General features: G+C 65.1%; 17 protein-coding genes and 1 tRNA gene. 2 read left to right on the top strand and 16 right to left on the bottom strand.

Translation table 11 applies throughout. The features are described from left to right. Positions 1–39 precede the first annotated feature (39 nt). From AB5I39_RS09985 to AB5I39_RS09945, 9 genes are all read right to left on the bottom strand, one after another. Positions 40–567, bottom strand: a complete 528-nt coding sequence (locus tag AB5I39_RS09985) for an ester cyclase (protein ID WP_404365994.1) — start codon at positions 565–567, stop codon at positions 40–42. 155 nt (positions 568–722) lie between these two features. Then, positions 723–2,375 carry an aldehyde dehydrogenase family protein gene (locus AB5I39_RS09980; protein ID WP_404365991.1) on the bottom strand — a complete coding sequence of 551 codons (1,653 nt, stop codon included), beginning with the start codon at positions 2,373–2,375 and terminating at the stop codon, positions 723–725. Positions 2,376–2,678: 303 nt separating this feature from the next. Further along, a tRNA-Val gene (locus AB5I39_RS09975) sits at positions 2,679–2,754 on the bottom strand. Between the two features lie 81 nt (positions 2,755–2,835). Next, positions 2,836–3,723 carry a hypothetical protein gene (locus AB5I39_RS09970; protein ID WP_404365988.1) on the bottom strand — a complete coding sequence of 296 codons (888 nt, stop codon included), beginning with the start codon at positions 3,721–3,723 and terminating at the stop codon, positions 2,836–2,838. Positions 3,724–4,064: 341 nt separating this feature from the next. Further along, positions 4,065–5,543 (bottom strand): NAD(P)(+) transhydrogenase (Re/Si-specific) subunit beta, encoded by a 1,479-nt coding sequence (locus AB5I39_RS09965; protein WP_404365986.1) that lies wholly within the window; start codon positions 5,541–5,543, stop codon positions 4,065–4,067. A gap of 120 nt (positions 5,544–5,663) precedes the next feature. Then, entirely contained in the window at positions 5,664–5,972 is a 309-nt protein-coding gene (locus AB5I39_RS09960; protein WP_404365983.1) for a proton-translocating transhydrogenase family protein, read from the bottom strand. Continuing rightward, positions 5,972–6,343, bottom strand: a complete 372-nt coding sequence (locus AB5I39_RS09955; RefSeq protein ID WP_404365981.1) for a hypothetical protein — start codon at positions 6,341–6,343, stop codon at positions 5,972–5,974. Before AB5I39_RS09955 ends, AB5I39_RS09960 begins: the two co-directional genes overlap by 1 nt. After that, positions 6,340–7,461 (bottom strand): NAD(P) transhydrogenase subunit alpha, encoded by a 1,122-nt coding sequence (locus AB5I39_RS09950; RefSeq protein ID WP_404365979.1) that lies wholly within the window; start codon positions 7,459–7,461, stop codon positions 6,340–6,342. Before AB5I39_RS09950 ends, AB5I39_RS09955 begins: the two co-directional genes overlap by 4 nt. Before the next feature lie 2 nt (positions 7,462–7,463). Further along, a complete protein-coding gene (locus AB5I39_RS09945) occupies positions 7,464–7,592 on the bottom strand; it encodes an aa3-type cytochrome c oxidase subunit IV (RefSeq protein ID WP_404365976.1) in 129 nt (42 codons plus the stop codon). Between the two features lie 203 nt (positions 7,593–7,795). On the opposite strand from AB5I39_RS09945, the gene AB5I39_RS09940 reads away from it, so the two are divergent. Beyond that, positions 7,796–9,220: a sigma-54-dependent transcriptional regulator gene (locus tag AB5I39_RS09940; RefSeq protein WP_404365974.1), complete on the top strand. Its 1,425-nt coding sequence runs from the start codon at positions 7,796–7,798 to the stop codon at positions 9,218–9,220. A 59-nt stretch (positions 9,221–9,279) separates the two neighbouring features. Beyond that, positions 9,280–9,834 carry a hypothetical protein gene (locus tag AB5I39_RS09935; protein ID WP_404365971.1) on the top strand — a complete coding sequence of 185 codons (555 nt, stop codon included), beginning with the start codon at positions 9,280–9,282 and terminating at the stop codon, positions 9,832–9,834. Positions 9,835–9,837: 3 nt separating this feature from the next. Here AB5I39_RS09935 and folP read toward each other — a convergent pair whose 3' ends face one another. The 7 genes from folP to glmM form a co-directional block, all read right to left on the bottom strand. Beyond that, positions 9,838–10,896, bottom strand: coding sequence for a dihydropteroate synthase (gene folP, locus AB5I39_RS09930; protein WP_404365968.1), 1,059 nt, complete (start codon positions 10,894–10,896; stop codon positions 9,838–9,840). A 128-nt stretch (positions 10,897–11,024) separates the two neighbouring features. Then, a complete protein-coding gene (locus tag AB5I39_RS09925; RefSeq protein WP_404365965.1) occupies positions 11,025–12,155 on the bottom strand; it encodes a site-specific DNA-methyltransferase in 1,131 nt (376 codons plus the stop codon). A gap of 195 nt (positions 12,156–12,350) precedes the next feature. After that, the gene (locus AB5I39_RS09920; RefSeq protein ID WP_404365963.1) at positions 12,351–13,394 is read right to left on the bottom strand and encodes an alpha/beta fold hydrolase; all 1,044 of its coding nucleotides are present in this window, start codon (positions 13,392–13,394) and stop codon (positions 12,351–12,353) included. Between the two features lie 9 nt (positions 13,395–13,403). Beyond that, positions 13,404–14,036, bottom strand: a complete 633-nt coding sequence (locus AB5I39_RS09915; protein ID WP_404365960.1) for a ribonuclease HII — start codon at positions 14,034–14,036, stop codon at positions 13,404–13,406. Beyond that, positions 14,029–15,183 carry a bifunctional hydroxymethylpyrimidine kinase/phosphomethylpyrimidine kinase gene (thiD, locus tag AB5I39_RS09910; protein ID WP_404365957.1) on the bottom strand — a complete coding sequence of 385 codons (1,155 nt, stop codon included), beginning with the start codon at positions 15,181–15,183 and terminating at the stop codon, positions 14,029–14,031. Before thiD ends, AB5I39_RS09915 begins: the two co-directional genes overlap by 8 nt. Positions 15,184–15,319: 136 nt before the next feature. Continuing rightward, complete coding sequence (locus AB5I39_RS09905; RefSeq protein ID WP_404365954.1) at positions 15,320–15,544, bottom strand: DUF1272 domain-containing protein; 225 nt, start codon at positions 15,542–15,544, stop codon at positions 15,320–15,322. Positions 15,545–15,659: 115 nt separating this feature from the next. After that, entirely contained in the window at positions 15,660–17,003 is a 1,344-nt protein-coding gene (glmM, locus tag AB5I39_RS09900) for a phosphoglucosamine mutase (RefSeq protein ID WP_404365951.1), read from the bottom strand. Positions 17,004–17,008 lie beyond the last annotated feature (5 nt).

Here is a 17,008-nt window from a genome sequence, read left to right as displayed (position 1 = left end):
ATGGCGCGTAGTATGACGCAGCGGCTGGCTGCTTACCTATCATGGCAACACTTGCCGCTTGATCTTGTCAGAGTAGATCATTTCCCATTGGAGAGGGTTCAAAGCGCCGACATAGTTCTCCACGATCTTGCCGCCGCGCACGCACATCAGGTGGGTTTCCGCGAGCGTAAGGCGGCGATTGGTCGCAGGCACGCCATTCAACGCACCGACATGGTCCGCGTGGGCCACGAACCGCACGATCACCCTACCATCCTGCGTGACCAGGACTTCCTGAATATCCAACGTGGCGTTTGTTGATGAAAGCGCGACGCCCAGCGTGCTCGCAACGACACGCTTGTATTCCTCGCGGCTCGTTATCGGCGCCTCCGGCTTCAGGCCTGTCGAGACCCAGATCTCGGGGGCCACATATCGATCGAAGGCCGTCAGATCGCCACGGCCCAAACCTTGCTCAACAAAGCTGCGCACCACGGCCGCATTAGCCCGTTGCACGGCCCGCGAAACCGGCATTCCGTCGGTGCAGGCCGCGCGCCGAAAGCGATCACCGACCGACTCCTGCGCGCTGGCCAATGTCGCCGGAAGGGCTGCGAGCGCTACAGCTACAAGAGCGGCATATCGTCTGCTCGTGCTCATCTGCATAAGCCTTGTTTGAGGGAAAATGTGGCGGCCCCCTTCGCGTAGGGGGCGAACGCGACGGGGGCCGCTGATCCGGGCGGGCTGCAGAGTCAGGCCAAGTTCGCCCAGATCGTCTTGTACTGGCTGTAGTTTTCAAGCGCCTCGGCGCCCTGCTCGCGGCCGTATCCACTCATGCGATACCCGCCGAAAGGCGCGTTCGGGTGATACTTGTGCCAGGTGTTCAGCCAGACCGTACCTGCTTTGATGCGATCGGCCAGCCTCAGGGCGCGGCCGATGTCGCCGGTCTGAATTCCGGAAGCGAGGCCATAGGGGGTGTCGTTGGCCAGACGAATCGCCTCGTCTTCGCCCTCAAACGGGATCACCGGCACGACCGGGCCGAAGATTTCCTCGCGGCTGATCGTCATGTCGTTGGTGGCATCGGCAAACACCGTCGCCTCGATGAACAGTCCCTTGCCGTCGATCTGCCGCGTGCCGCCGCCGGCGGTCAGTCGCGCCGACGAGTCCTTACCGGCCTGCACATAGCGTAGCACCTTGTCATATTCCGCGCGGCTGGCGATCGGGCCGATCTGGGTGGCGGGATCGAGCGGATCGCCCAGCACGGCATCCTGCGCCATGCGAGACAGCCGCTCGACGAACTCGTCATAGATCGCGCGCTCGACCAGGATGCGGCTGCCAGCGACGCAGACCTCGCCCTTATTCCAGAAAATGCCCCAGAAAGCCGCCTGGAGCGCTGCTTCCATGTTTGCGTCGGCGAAGACGATGTTGGGCGACTTGCCGCCCAGCTCCATCGTCAGGTGCTTCATCGTGTCGGCGCCATTTCGCATGATGCCCTGGCCGACGCCCGTCGACCCGGTGAAGGCGATCTTCTCGACCTTGGGGTTCTTCACCAGCGCATCGCCCAGGCGGCCGCCCGGCCCGGTGATGAGGTTGTAGACCCCCTTGGGCACGCCCGCATCGAGCGCCACCTGCGCCAAAGCCAGCGCGGTCAGCGGGGTATCCGAGGCGGGCTTGTGGACAATCGTGTTGCCCGCCGCCAAGGCCGGCGCGATCTTCGAGCAGGAGAGCGCCAGCGGGAAGTTGAAGGGCGTGATGGCCGCCACCACGCCCAGCGGCTCGCGCCGGGTCAGGATCCGGATGTCATATTCGTAGCTTGACCGGTACCCGCCATTCATTGCGCTCATCGCCAACCCGCCAAAGAACCGAAACAGGCCGGAACAATGCGGCATGATGATCTCGCGGAAGTCCTTGTAGGGCATCCCCATGTCCATCGCCTCGCGGATGGCGAAGTCGTCGGCGCGCTCGTCCATTAGGTCGGCCATGCGGAACAGGATTTTGGCCCGCTCCTCATGATGCATGCGCCCCCAGGGGCCGTCCTCGAACGCCTCATAGGCCGAGTCGACAGCGGCGTCGGCTTCTTCGACGCTATCGGCGAAGCTTTTGCAGCTCCTTATGGCTTGCCCGCGCCTAACGGGAGATGGCTGCACCAATATCGACTTGCGGAAACGGCGTTCGCCGATCTGCAACGGCACCTGAAAGAGCTTGGCTCGATTGAACTGCTTGCCACGGGATATCGGCCAGGCCTCTTCGTGCTTTGGGCGTCGGAATGGTTCCGCCGCTGTTATCGCGGCGGCGGGCATTGCTGGGGGGATCTTGCTACGGCGCTGGGCATTCCGGAGGAGCAGAATAGCCTTCGGGCGATAACCGCGACCGGTCTGCGACAATGGCAGCGTGATGTGATCCAAGCCGGAAGCTCACGCGAATTCCTCGGCTCATTGGCGCGTGAGGGGGGCTTCCCCGCTGCCGCGATCGAAGAAGGCGGGACCGGCTGGGCCCGATCGACGCTTCGTGCAATCGTCTCTCCTTTGCTCGGCGATACCGCCGCCAGCGCCGAACGCGCTGCTGAGCTAGCGGGCATGCAACGCCAACGCCTCCCGCAACTCTTCCGCGATGATGGCGTGCTGACCATTTGCTGACCATCACCGCCGACAGGAACAAGATCATCACCCGGAGAGCCGGGTGATGATCTTGATTATGCAGGATTTTTATGGTGGGCGATGACGGGCTCGAACCGCCGACATTCTCGGTGTAAACGAGACGCTCTACCAACTGAGCTAATCGCCCCCGTTCGGGAGGCTGCGTCTTAGCGTGCTTTTCGGCTGGAGCAAGCCTGCTCGTAAAGCGCCTACGCTATGGTGCCTTCCATCAGACCATCGCCAGTCCGCCGCGACCGACCGCTGCGGCATAATTGCGCATTCCCACACTCGCGCGCGGCGACAAGCCCAGAAAGGCGCGGCGCCGGTCGAACGGGTCGGGCTGGCGCTCGAACAGGCCAGCCTCGGTCATGCGCGTGATCCAGCGCAGCGCAGTGGTGGGCGCGACGGCGGCGGCGATGCACAGGCTCGAGACCGACACTTGCGCGCGCTCCAATTCGGCGGCGAACAGGTCCAGCAGCATGTCCCACCCGGGATCCTCGAACAGGCCCTTGCCGAAATACTGATCACGCAAGCGCCGCGCCCGGATCGCCTCGCGAATATCGCGCGCCGTTACCTCCGCCCCGTCGGTGGTCGGCGGTGGCGCGCGATAACCTTGTGCCGGCGCGTTGACGCTCGCGATCGCCGGGCGCTCGCTATAACGAGTGTCGGTTTCGCCGCGAGTGAGCCGCGCGAGCGTTTCGGCGATCCGCGCCACCTCTTCGTTCAGACGCTGCAAGCGAACCGCTTCGGCATTGCGGCTGACGTCATGGACACGCGCGCCATCGCGCATCCCGGCAAGGCACAAAGCCGCCACGCGCTCGGCCTCGCTGGGTGCGCACAACAAATCCACCCCCGGCCCGCCGAGTGTTGCGCTCAGCAAGTCGATTTGCTCGAAGTCGAGCGTCGCGACGATCCGCGCTTCGCCGCGGCGGCCAATCGCGTCGAGCAGCGGGAGCACCGGCGCGATGGCAGCGTCCGAAACACCGCGCGCCTCGGCCAGCACCACCGTAAGCGGCCCCTGCCGTTCGAGCCGCACGCACGCGTCCGCCCAGCTTACCCTACCCCGCAGTTCGCCCCCCGCCGCGATGACGGCATCCTCTGGCGTGGTGCCGGCCACAGCATCAGCGATGATCAGAGTCGCCGGCCTTCCGGTCGAAAGTTGCCCAGCCCAGCTCATCGTTGAGCCGCCGGATGCCGCGAACATTTCGGTGCCGGTCGCCCCGCCAACCCCTTAACCATTCTGCCATCCCCTTCGATCGGCCCGAATTGGCCCGATACGAGTATGGAAATTACGCATTACGCCAAATTGGGGTAGTCGAACTGCCGCCGGTTCGGCGGCAATCTGTGGCCGACGCGGGACGTACGGTCGACTTACATCCAATTCGGCGGCAATCCGGTCCATATGGCATCAGAGCGGCCATTCCAGCCGATGCGTCACGTTGAGAATATAGCCCCGACTCACTCCAGCGACTTGACGATTTCCTCGACCATCTTCTTGGCATCGCCGAGCAGCATCATGGTGTTGTCCATGTAGAACACGTCGTTATCGACCCCGGCATAGCCGACCCCGCCCATCGAACGCTTGATGAACAGCACGGTCTTGGCCTTTTCGACATCGAGCACCGGCATCCCGTAGATCGGAGAGCTCTTGTCGGTCTTGGCCGCCGGATTGGTCACGTCGTTCGCACCGATCACGAAAGCGATGTCGGTCTGCGCGAATTCGCTGTTGATGTCCTCCAGCTCGAACACATCGTCATACGGCACGTTCGCCTCGGCGAGCAGCACGTTCATGTGCCCCGGCATACGCCCGGCGACGGGATGGATCGCGTATTTCACACGAACGCCATGTTCCTTCAGCTTGTCGCCCATTTCGCGCAGCGTGTGCTGCGCTTGGCTGACCGCCATGCCGTAGCCGGGGACGATGATGACCTGTTCGGCCTGGCCGAGCAGAAAGGCGGCGTCCTCGGCAGAGCCGCGCTTCCACGGGCGCTGTTCCTTGGCTTCGCCGCCGCTCGGCCCGGCATCGCCGCCGAAGCCGCCTGCGATCACGCTGATGAAGCTGCGGTTCATCGCCTTGCACATGATGTAGCTGAGGATCGCGCCCGACGAGCCGACCAGCGCGCCGGTGATGATCATCGCGGTGTTGTGCAGCGTGAAGCCCATCGCCGCCGCCGCCCAGCCCGAATAGCTGTTGAGCATCGACACGACGACCGGCATGTCCGCGCCGCCGATCGGGATGATCAGCAAGAAACCGATCGCGAAGCTGAGGATCGTGACGGTCCAGAAGATCCACGGGCTCTGGTCCTGCGTGAAATACGCGACCAGCCCGAGGATCGCCGCGAGCACGCCGAGATTGATGACGTGGCGACCCGGCAGCATGATCGGCTTGCCGCCCATGTTGCCGTTGAGCTTCAGGAAGGCGATGACCGATCCGCTGAAGGTGATCGCGCCGATCGCGATGCCGAGGCCCATCTCGATCCGGCTCTGCACGAAGATCACGCCATCCTCGGCGATGCCGAAGGCTTCGGGATTGAGGAACGCCGCTGCGGCGACGAGCACCGCCGCCAGGCCGACCAGCGAGTGGAACGCGGCCACGAGCTGCGGCATGTCGGTCATCGCGATTTTCCGCGCGGTGACGATGCCGATCGCGGCACCGATGCCGATGGCGGCGAGGATTTCGATGATCGTGACGACGTCGATTTGCGCCTGCAGGACGGTGATGTCGACGCCGAAATGCGGCATCGCGACCGCCGTCTGCATCATCGGCACGTGCGTCGCGAGTGTCGTCACGACCGCGATGGTCATGCCGATGATGCCCATGCGGTTGCCCTGCTGGCTGGTCGCCGGGCTCGACAGGCCGCGCAGCGCAAGGATGAAGCACACCCCCGCGACGAGATAAGCGAGCGATGCCCAGGGATTTGCCGTCACATGTTCCATATCGCGCAATCCGTCCCCATTCCGTGCCCGTTTCCGTCAGGCCAGCGCAGGCTGGCATCTCCCCTTGCTCGCGCAAGCACCCGCCCCACGAGACCCCAGCCTTCGCTGGAGTGACGGGTCTTAGTGTTTCGCCGCGCTCGGCGCCTTCTTCTTGTACATCGCCAGCATCCGCGCGGTGACCGCGAAGCCGCCGAAGATGTTCACGCTCGCTAGCACCACCGCGAGCAGCCCGAGCCATTTCGACACCGCCCCCCCGCTGCCGATCCCAACCGCCGCCGAGGCGATCAGCGCGCCGACGATGATGACGGAGGAAATCGCGTTCGTCACTGCCATCAACGGCGTGTGCAGCGCAGGCGTGACCGACCAGACGACATAATAGCCGACGAAACAGGCCATCACGAAGATCGAAAGGATCGAGATGAAATCCATTATTGTACCACCTTTCGAGCCACTCGCATCGCTTCCTCATAAGTCATGCTTTGAGGCATAGTAAGGACGAGTTCGGTATCCTGAAAATTAAGCGCAAGCCGAAGAGGGCTATTACCGCCGCTTGGAACGTTAGCCACCACGAGCTTTAGTTTAGATCTTGGCCAGATAACTCCAGTCGAAATATCATCTTCGTTTATATGTCGATTATACTCGCCAGCAGAGACCTCAATTCGTCGATCTGTCAAAACTACCCGTACGTGCTCGATCTCGCCATAGAATATAAATCTTTCCCGCTCTTCGATTTCATCAGGATAGGACCGCTCAAACTCAGCTCGGGTCAGATACACGCCCCAGGTGAGATCAATGTTCACGAGAGCAACCGCGGGTTGACGACCTTGCCACCCTGCGTCAGCCGGATCGCATCGCCGATTTCGGCATCGAGCACCGGCTTGCCCTGCTCCTTGTCCCAGAAGGCGCCGAGGAAATTGAACAGGTTGCGGCTGAACAAAGCCGAGGCATCGGCCGCCAGGCGGCTGGGCACGTTGCGATAGCCGACGATCGACACGCCGTTCACCACCACCGTCTCGCCCGCGACGGCACCTTCGACATTGCCGCCAGCCTCGACCGCGAGATCGACGATCACCGAACCGGGCCGCATGCTCGCCACCTGCGCCGCCGAAATCAGCCGCGGCGCCGGACGGCCGGGGATCAGCGCAGTGGTGATGACGATGTCTTGCTTGGCGATATGGCCCGACACCAGTTCAGCCTGCGCGGCCTGATATTCGGGCGACATCTCGCCGGCATAGCCGCCCGAGCCCTCGCCCTCGATGCCCTTGACGTTCTCGACGAAGATCGGCTTTGCACCAAGCGACAGGATCTGCTCCTTGGTCGCCGAGCGCACGTCGGTCGCCGAAACCTGCGCGCCCAGGCGCCGTGCGGTGGCAATCGCTTGCAGCCCTGCGACGCCCACGCCCATCACGAACACGCGCGCAGCGGACACCGTACCCGCCGCCGTCATCATCATCGGGAAGGCGCGGCCATAAGTCGCGGCGGCATCGAGCACCGCCTTGTACCCGGCCAGGTTCGATTGCGACGACAGGATGTCCATCGATTGCGCACGCGTGATGCGCGGCATGAATTCCATCGCCAGCGCTTCGAGACCGGCCGCAGCATAGCCGTCGATGCGCGCGCGATCGGCAAAGGGGTTGAGCGCCGCGGCAAGCCATGCCCCCGGCGCGACCCCGGCAAGCGTCTCCGCCGCCGGGCCCTGCACGCCCAGCACGATATTCGCGCCGGACAGAACGCCTGCGCGATCCGCCACGGTCGCGCCTGCATTTTGATAGTCGGAATCGGCGATCGATGCCCCGCCGCCCGCGCCCGCCTCGACCGCGACGGTCGCACCGAGACCAATGAATTTCTTCACCGTCTCCGGTGTGGCGGCGACGCGGCGCTCGCCCTCGGCGGTTTCGCGCAGGACGGCGATCTTCATCCCTACTTCCGCGTGATGAGGAAGATCACCAAGGCCGTGATCGCCGCAACGATCACTACGCCATATTTCATCCAGCCGATCATCTTGTGGTAGGTCGCCTGGTGCGTCTGGATATCGTTTTCGCCAGCCATCGTCTCGGTCCCTCGAAAGTCGTTTCGTTGAGGCCTGCTTAGCCCGCGTCTGCGCGCCCCTCAACCCCCGCGATTGCGGCGCGGTTTGGCACGGCATGCACCGCCTGCTTTGTCCCCACTGTCTCATCGCGGGGCGTTTAAGGGCGCTTTCATACCTTACGCCTATGTTTAGCGGCTGAACCTGGGACGGAATGGGGTAAAGCATGACGCGCAACGGACAGCGCCTGCTGATGCTGATCGACGACGAACCCGCGCAGCGTCGGCTGGTCGCGGCGATCGCGGCACGGCGCGGCTGGCGTGCGATTTTTGCTGCCGATGGCGAGATGGCGATCGCGATGCTGGGCACGCAGGACGGGATGCAGCTTGATGCCGTGCTGCTCGACCAATGGGCGCCCGACGCCGACCCGACGACGCTGATCGCCGAATTGCGCAGCCGCCGCCCTGCGCTGCCGCTATTGCTGCTGACCGCCAACGGATCGGTCGCGCAGGCCGTTACCGCAATGCGCAGCGGCGCGACCGATTTCCTGGTCAAGCCACTCGCGCCCGAACGGCTGCTGAGCGCGCTCGAGGCGGCGGTTGCCAGCAAATCGGCGGGGGAACTCCGCCCGCTGACCGAGAAGATTCCCGCCCTGCTCGCCTTCGACGAAATCGTCGGATCGGCCCCCGACTTTCGCGCCGCGCTCGCCATCGCCGCCAAGGCGGCACGGGCGCGCGTGCCGGTGCTGGTCGAGGGCGAAAGCGGCGTCGGCAAGGAGGTCGTCGCCGAAGCGATCCACGCCGCCTCCCCGCGCGGCAAAAAGGCGATGGTCGCGGTCAATTGCGGTGCCTTGCCCCCCAACCTCGTCGAATCCGAACTGTTCGGGCATGAGAAAGGCGCGTTCACCGGCGCGTTCGAACGCAAGATCGGCCGCTTTCAGGAGGCCGACGGCGGGACGCTGTTTCTCGACGAAGTGGGCGAAATGCCGCTCGATGCGCAGGTCAAATTGCTGCGCGTGCTGCAATCGGGCGAGATCCAGCCGATCGGCGCGCGCCACACGCGCGAAGTCGACGTGCGCGTGATCGCCGCAACCAACAAACGCCTGATCGAGGAGGTCGAGGCCGGGCGGTTCCGTGAGGATCTCTATTACCGGCTCAACGTCGTGCAGGTGACGATTCCCCCTTTGCGCGAACGCACCGGCGATATCCCCGCGCTCGCCCGCCATCTGCTCGCGCGCATCGCGCAGCAGCCTGGCTTGCGCCCGCTCGGCATCACCGACGATGCGCTCGCTTTGCTCGGCCATTACGACTGGCCCGGCAACGTGCGGCAGTTGCAGAATGCCTTGTTCCGTGCCGCCGTGCTCTGCGACGGTGCCGCGCTGACCCGCGCCGATTTCCCCCAGATCGCTGCCCTGGGCGGACAGCGTCACACCACGCCAAGCCCCGCGCCGATGGCGACCAGCGGCGGCGTCACGCTGTTCCACGCCGATGGAAACCTGCGCGCGCTGGAGGAGATCGAAGCGGATGTCATCCGCCTCGCGATCGGCCACTACCGGGGCCGCATGACCGAAGTGGCGCGGCGGCTCGGAATCGGCCGGTCGACGCTATATCGCAAGCTCGGCGAGTTGGGCATCGACAACGCCGCGGCCTGATCGTCGCCGATTGACTCGGCCCGGCCGCCGACGGAAAGGTCGGGGCGCGAGGAGGCGGGATGGATCACGCGACACTGTTGAAAGCAGCGCAACGCCTCGTCCGCCCGGACGAGCGTATCCTGTTGCCCGACTTCATCAGCGAGGACGATCGCCGCCACCTGCTAGACTGGGCCTTTTCGACCGAGCCGTATTTGCGCGAGAACGGACCGGCGCGGCTGTGCCGGAAGACCGGGTTCATCCCGCACATCGACGCGCACTATCACGACGTGCGTCTTGCGATTCAGCGTCGCATGGGCCTGCCCGAGGATAGCGCGCCGGAACCCGACCACGGCTGGCTGGTGAGCATCATCCGTGACAGCGGCGCGGTGCATCCCCATACAGACTCCGCCCCACCGGGTACGCGGCACCTCCGCTGCAACCTGTTCCTGCAGCTACCCGATGCAGGCGGTCGGCCGGTGATTGCCGGCATTCCGATCGACGTGACGGAGCGGATGGTGCTCGCTTTCTATCCCAGCGAACGCATGCATTGGTCCGAACCGTGCGCGGGCGACCGGGCGCGGGTGATGCTGTCGTTCGGCTATCTCGTTCCCGCCGACTATCGCCTGCCCGGCTGAGCCTCAGCGGCCGACCAGGGCGCGATCGCGCAAGCCCCGCCAGACGCGCACCGCCTGCACAGTTTCCGCCACATCGTGAACGCGCAGGAGTTGCGCCCCCGCCGCAACGCCCGCCATCGCCAGCGCAATCGATCCGCCGAGCCGCTCCCCCACCGGCGCTTCGTTCGACAGCGCACCGATCATTCGTTTGCGGCTCGCGCCGAGCAGGATCGGGCAGCCGAGGCCGTGAAAGATCGCCAGGCCGTTGATGAGCGCGAGATTGTCCGACAGCGATTTGCCGAATCCGACGCCCGGATCGACGATGACACGCGACCGGTCGACCCCGCCCGCAACGACCGCCGCGATCCGGTCCTCCAGCCAGTCGAACACCTCGATCACGACATCCTGATAGCCGCTACCGCCGTGCGGCCCCTTGCTGGGCTCGGGCGAGTGCATCAGCACGACCGGACAGCCTCCCTCTGCCACGACCTCAAGCGCGCGGTCATCCCACAGCAGGGCTGAGACATCGTTGACGATCGCTGCCCCCGCCGCGAGTGCTGCCTCCATCACCGCCGCCTTGCGCGTGTCGATCGAGACGAGCGTGCCGCTGCGGGCGAGCCGTTCGATTACCGGCACGACGCGGGCGATCTCATCGCCTTCCCACACCGTGGCCGCGCCGGGACGCGTCGATTCGCCGCCGAGGTCGATCAGCGCCGCCCCTGCCGCCGCCAGCGCGACCCCGGCACTCGCCGCCGCCGCCGGATCCTCGTGCAGCGTACCGCCATCGGAAAAGCTGTCGGGCGTCACGTTGAGGATGCCCGCGACGCTCGGCTGATCGAAGCGCAGCGTGCGTTCGCCCAGCACCAGCGGCGCGCGCGGCGCGGTGATCGCGGCGTGGAGCCGCGCGGCGCGGTCGTCGGCGAGCAGCGTGTCGAGATCGGCGATCGCGACGGTGCGACGGCGATCGTCCTCGATCACCTCATACGCGGAAAACCACAGCATCCCGCCCGCCAGCCGCGCGACCTCTCCGTCGCGCCCGACTGGGGTGTCGACAAACTGGATCGGGCGGAGGTGGAGGGTCATCGAGCTTTCCTTTACTGCTCCCCGGCGAAAGCCGGGGAGCAGTCGCGAAACGCCAATAGGGCAGCGCCGCGCAGCATTACAGCCACCTTCGCGACTAGGCCCCGGCCTCCGCCGCGGAACCGCAGCTTTTAGATCTGCGTCGCCAGCAAATAGGTCTGCCGCAGCGTGTCGATCGGCTTCAGCCCCTCGGGCGTCTCATGGTGCCAGAAGGTCCAACCGTTGCACGCCGGCGCACCCTGCAGCAGCGAACCCAATTTGTGAATCGATCCGCTCTGCCCGCAGACGCTTTCCAAACTGCCATCGGCGCGGACAAGGGCGCGGTGCTTGCGCTTGGCGTCGCACAGCACGTGGCCGGCGGTGAGATAGCCATTCTCGACCAGCACGCCGAACGCCACCTTTGGCGCGGCCTTCGGACTTTGCATCGTCTTCAGCGCCGATTCGTCGAGCGGTAGCGCAGCCTCGATCCGCTCCTCGGCGGCGGCGATGTAATCCGCCTCACGCTCGATCCCGATCCAGCGCCGCCCGAGCCGCTTCGCCACGGCACCCGTCGTGCCGGTGCCGAAGAACGGGTCGAGCACAACATCGCCCGGCTTGGTGCAGGCAAGCAGGATACGGTAGATCAGCGCCTCGGGCTTTTGCGTCGGATGGACCTTGACCCCGCCCTTCTTCAGCCGCTCCTGCCCGCCGCACACCGGGAATTCCCAGTCGCTGCGCATCTGCAATTCGTCGTTCAGCGTCTTCATGCTGCGATAGTTGAAGGTGTATTTCGCCTTCTCGCCCATCGATGCCCAGATCAGCGTCTCATGCGCATTGGTGAAGCGCGTGCCCTTGAAATTGGGCATCGGGTTCGATTTGCGCCAGACGATGTCGTTGAGGATCCAATAGCCCAGATCCTGGATCGCCGAGCCGACCTTGAAGATATTGTGATAGCTGCCGATCACCCAGATCGCGCCATTGTCCTTCAGGATGCGGCGCGCCTCGAACAGCCATTCGCGGGTGAATTTGTCATAGGCCGAAAGCGAATCGAACTTGTCCCATTCATCGGTGACGGCATCGACATGGCTGCCGTCGGGGCGCGACAGGTCGCCGCCCAGTTGCAGGTTATAAGGCGGGTCGGCGAAGATCAGGTCGACCGATTTGGCCGGCAGCGCGCGCATCGCCGCGATGCAGTCGCCACGCAGGATCTGGTCGAGCGGCAGGACGGCCGGTGTCGCCACCGGCTTGGCCTGCATCGGCCTGATCTTTTCCAAAACCCCCATCGTCACCACCCCAATCATCTCGTGTGGCGCGCATCCCTGCGAATGTGAGACTCCGCGTCAAGCAAACATTGGTTAACGAGAAACCCTGCCAAACCGTTAACCAGGCGGAACATTTCGGGAAGCCGACCAGATGTTGAGTCCGGACTTATCCACAGGCTCAACCGCTGGTGTGTGGCGAAAAAGACTCGTGCGACATTATTTCCGCAGCCGTTTGGCCCGGGCGGCGTCGATCACCGCGTCGATCTCGGCCACGACGCGCACGGGCTTGATTCGATGAATGTAATGCGAGGTGCCATCGACGACACGATTGGTCCCGATCGTCGACAGCGCAGCCAGCCGATCATGCTGCTCACCCCAGATCGCGTCCATGCGCGGCAATTCGGCGCGCGCGGCAACCAAGTCTGGCGGCAGGTCCAGAGTGTCCGATGCAGTGAGGACAGTGAGCGGCAGCGCGCCATAGCGTCGGCGCGGATTCACCACCATCACGCTGCTGCGGTCGAACGATTCGCTGAGCGATGCCTGTGTGGCGAAGCGCGCGGGATCATAGCTAAGCGCGGTGATCGTCGCGCGCAGGAGCGGCGGAAAGTCCGCCGGATATTGCACGCACCGACCGATCTCGCTCGAACTGCGATCGGCACTGCCAACGAGATCGGCGCAATGCCGCAGCGCGCGCAGACCGCCTGCCTCATACTCGGCAGCGGCCGCAGTGAAGGCGGGAAGTTCGCGCGCGAACCGCGCCGCCTGGCCCGGGAAGCTGGGATCGACCAGCACCATCCCGGCGACCTGAGCGCGGTGTCGATCGGCAAAGCGGAGCGATTCGAAGGCACCCATCGAATGGCCGACCAGCACATAGGGCCCGGCGATCCGCCCGCGCCGCAGTGCCGCTTCGAGATCGGCGACGGTGGCGTTAACGGTTTGCGCCGCCTTGCTCGGACTGCTCAGCCCGAACCCGGCGCGATCCCACGCGCAGACGCGGGTGTGCTTCGCGATATCGGGCTGGACCAGGCCCCACGACACGCCCCAATCGCCCAGCCCCGCGGTCAGGATCACGGTCGGGCTGCCGCTGCCCATGCAGGTCAGGTGGATCGTCCGCCCGTCCGCCAGCCGCACCGAATGCGCCGCGCTGCCATAGGCATCGAGCGCAGGGTTGATCGCCGGTTTTGGCGGCGGAACTTGCGCCGATGCCCCCGCACCGAGCAGCGTGAGAAGGCCTGCCGCCAGACGACCGATCCGCGTCATTCAGTCACCTCAAGTGCCATTCGGCCCGAGCCCCCGCAAAAGATCGCATGCCGCCGCGACCGGCGCGAAGCTACGCCGATGGAGCGGAGAAGGCCCATGATCGCGCAGCGCGCGCAGGTGATCGGGCGCGCCATACCCCTTGTTGCTGTGCCAGCCATAATGCGGATAGGCCTCGGCATGACCGAGCATCAGCGTATCGCGCGTGTGCTTGGCGACGATCGACGCGGCGGCGATCGACAGGCTGATCGCATCGCCCTTTACGATCGGGGTGGCGGCGAAGCCCCATTTGGGCAGACGGTTCCCATCGACCAGCACATGGCCGACACTCGAACCCAGACAGCGCTCAAGGTCTTCGACCGCGAGCGTCATTGCCTTCATCGTAGCCCAATAAATGTTGAGCGTGTCGATCTCCTCGGCCTCGACGATGCCGACGCCAACGCAGGCGCGATCCTGCAGCAAGGCATAGAGCCGCGCGCGTTCGGCGGCGCCCAGCTTCTTCGAATCGTTGATGCCGCGCGGGATGCCCTTGGCCGGCAGGATCACGGCAGCGGCCACCACCGGCCCGGCAAGCGGCCCGCGCCCGGCTTCATCCACGCCCGCGACCGGGGCGCAGCAAAGCTTTTCGTGTTTAAGACTAGGCATCAGAGAGACGCCACGGCGGATAGCGGCGGTTCTCGCCAGCCTGATAGAGGCAGATGGTGTTGCCTGCCGGATCGCTCAGCCGCGCTTCACGCCAGAGCCATTCCTGGTCCTGCGGCAAATCATCGAACGCCAACCCCGCCGCCTGCAGGCGCGCGAGTTCGGCATCGAGATCGTCGCATTCGAAGAACACCGTGGGTGTTGCGCCTTGCTCGATCGAAATCGTCGCGCCGCCGGGAGCCACAAACCGGGCGTAATGCCCGTCGTCGGTCGCGACGATCTGGGTCAGGCCAAGCGTGCGGTAAAATTCGCTCGAGCCCGCGCCGAGCGGCAGCGTCACTTGATTGAGCCGCCGCTCGGGCCCCGAATCGAGCCGCACCGCGTGGTGTCCCATCGGGCCATGCCCGCCGCCGAGACCGGGGGCATCGCGCAGGGCAAGCCGCACGAACTGGCGGGCGCTTGCGACCGACGCTTCGAGCGAGCGCCCCTCGGCAAGGAAAGTCGCAATGGCGGAGGCGAGCGTGCAGCCGGTTCCGTGGGTCGAGGTGGTATCGATGCGGTCCGAGGACCAGTGCGCGATTTCGCCGTCCGGCCCGATCAGCCGGTCGGTGAGCGTATCGCCCTCGCCATGCCCGCCTTTGGCGAGCAGCGCGCAACCGTGGGCAAGTACCGTTTCACGCCCGCCAAGTGCTTCGAGTTCAGGCAGATTGGGCGTGACGACGCTCGCGATCCGCATCAGCCGCTGGAATGCGGCGATCGTGGCGGTGTCAGCGAGAATATCGCCGCTGGTTGCGACCATTACCGGATCGAAGACGATGGGCAATCTTAAGCCCCTCCCCTCCCCTGAAGGGGAGGGACCAAGGAAATCCTCAAGCCAATCCGCCACCGCATTCGCCGTCTCCGACGATCCGATCATGCCGATCTTCACCGCATCGACGCCGATGTCGGACACGCACGACGTGATCTGCGCGAGCACCATTTTGGTCGGCACCGGCATCACGGCTTGGACGCCAAGCGTGTTCTGCGCCGTGATCGCGGTGATCGCGGTCATGGCGTGGCCGCCGAGCATCGTCACCGTCTTGATGTCGGCCTGGATGCCAGCGCCGCCGCCCGAATCGGACCCGGCGATGATGAGGATGCGCGGGGTCACCCGTCTGCCCTTAAAGTCACACGAGTCGCACTATCGCGACCCTTGTTCGGGCAGCGACCGTCGCGCGCGGGCGAGCAGAAAGTATGAACAGGCACCGGACGATTCTGACACGCTTTGCGGAAGTAGGACAGGTGGCTCAGCCCTTGAAGTGCCGCACAGTGCTGGCCGGATGTCGCTCCAGCGCCTCATCGACGCGCGCCGGGCGGTCCATCAATTCGCCACCGCAATTGGGGCAGCGGTCGTCGAGCGCTTCGGCACATTCGGCGCAGAAGGTGCATTCGAACGAGCAAATGAACGCACCGGCTTCGTCGGCGGGGAGATCGGTGCCGCAGCGTTCGCAATCAGGGCGCATTTCTAGCATAGAACGGCTTTAGCGCTTTGGAACGGAAACGTCACCCGCTCGCCTCACACGGCGGTGCTCCTCCCCATGCATTAGAGCCTGGGCTCCGGCCTGCGTCGGAGCGCCGGGTGCAGCTTTACCCCGCCGCCGCGACCTTCACCGCGTCGCAGATGCGATCGACCACCGCCTCGACCTGGGCGGGATCGTCACCCTCAGCCATCACGCGGATGACGGGTTCGGTGCCCGACGGACGAATGACGAGGCGGCCCTTGCCCTTCAACTCTGCTTCGGCCTCGGCAATCACCGCCTTCACCGCCTCGGCCTCCAGCGGCTTGCCGCCGGCGAAGCGGACGTTCTTCAAGAGCTGCGGCAGCGGTTCGAAGCGGTGGAGCAATTCGCTGGCCGGGGCGCCCGCCCAGACCAGTTCGGCGAGGATCTGCAACGCCGCGACCAGACCATCGCCGGTCGTCGCATAATCCGACAGGATGATGTGGCCGGACTGCTCGCCCCCGACATTATAGCCCTTGGCGCGCATCGCCTCGAGCACGTAGCGATCGCCGACGCCGGTGCGGATCAGGCCGATGCCCTGCGCCGCAAGATGCCGTTCCAGCCCGAGGTTGGACATGACGGTCGCGACCAGCCCGCCGTTCTTCAGCCGGCCGCTGCGCGCCCAGCCGCTGGCGATCGTCGCCATCAGCTGATCGCCATCGACGACATGGCCCTGTTCGTCGACCACGATCAGCCGGTCGGCATCGCCGTCGAGCGCGATGCCGAGTTGCGCGCCGGAGGCGACGACGGTTTCGCACAGCGTCTGCGGCGCGGTGGAGCCGACGCCGTCGTTGATGTTCTTGCCATTGGGGGTGACGCCGATCGCGACCACGTCCGCGCCCAATTCCCACAAAGCGGTCGGCGCGACGCGGTAGGAGGCACCGTTCGCGCAATCGACGACGATGCGCATCCCGTCCAATCGCAAATCTTCCGGAAAGGTCGATTTGGCGAAGTGGATGTAGCGGCCTTGCGCATCGTCGACGCGGCGCGCGCGGCCGATTTCGGGGGCGGGGCTCAGTGGAATGTCGCCGTCGATCAACGCCTCGATCGCGGATTCGTCGGCGTCGGACAGCTTGTATCCGTCGGGACCGAACAATTTGATGCCATTGTCGAAATAGGGATTGTGGCTGGCCGAGATCATCACACCCAGATCGGCGCGCATCGATTGCGTCAGCATGGCGACCGCCGGCGTCGGCATCGGGCCCAAGAGCACCACGTCCATGCCGACCGAGGTGAACCCCGCGACCATCGCCAATTCGAGCATATAGCCCGACAAGCGCGTGTCCTTGCCGATCACCACGCGGTGCTTGTGGTCGCCGCGGCGGAAGTGCGCGCCCGCGGCCATCCCGACCTGCATCGCCATCGCCGCCGTCATCGGGCTTTTGTTGGTGAGCCCACGAATCCCATCGGTGCCGAAATATTTTCTTGCCATTGGCG

Source organism: Sphingomonas sp. MMS24-J45, assembly GCF_044881195.1.
Lineage (GTDB): Bacteria > Pseudomonadota > Alphaproteobacteria > Sphingomonadales > Sphingomonadaceae > Sphingomonas.
This window is presented reverse-complemented; position numbering and strand designations above follow the sequence as displayed.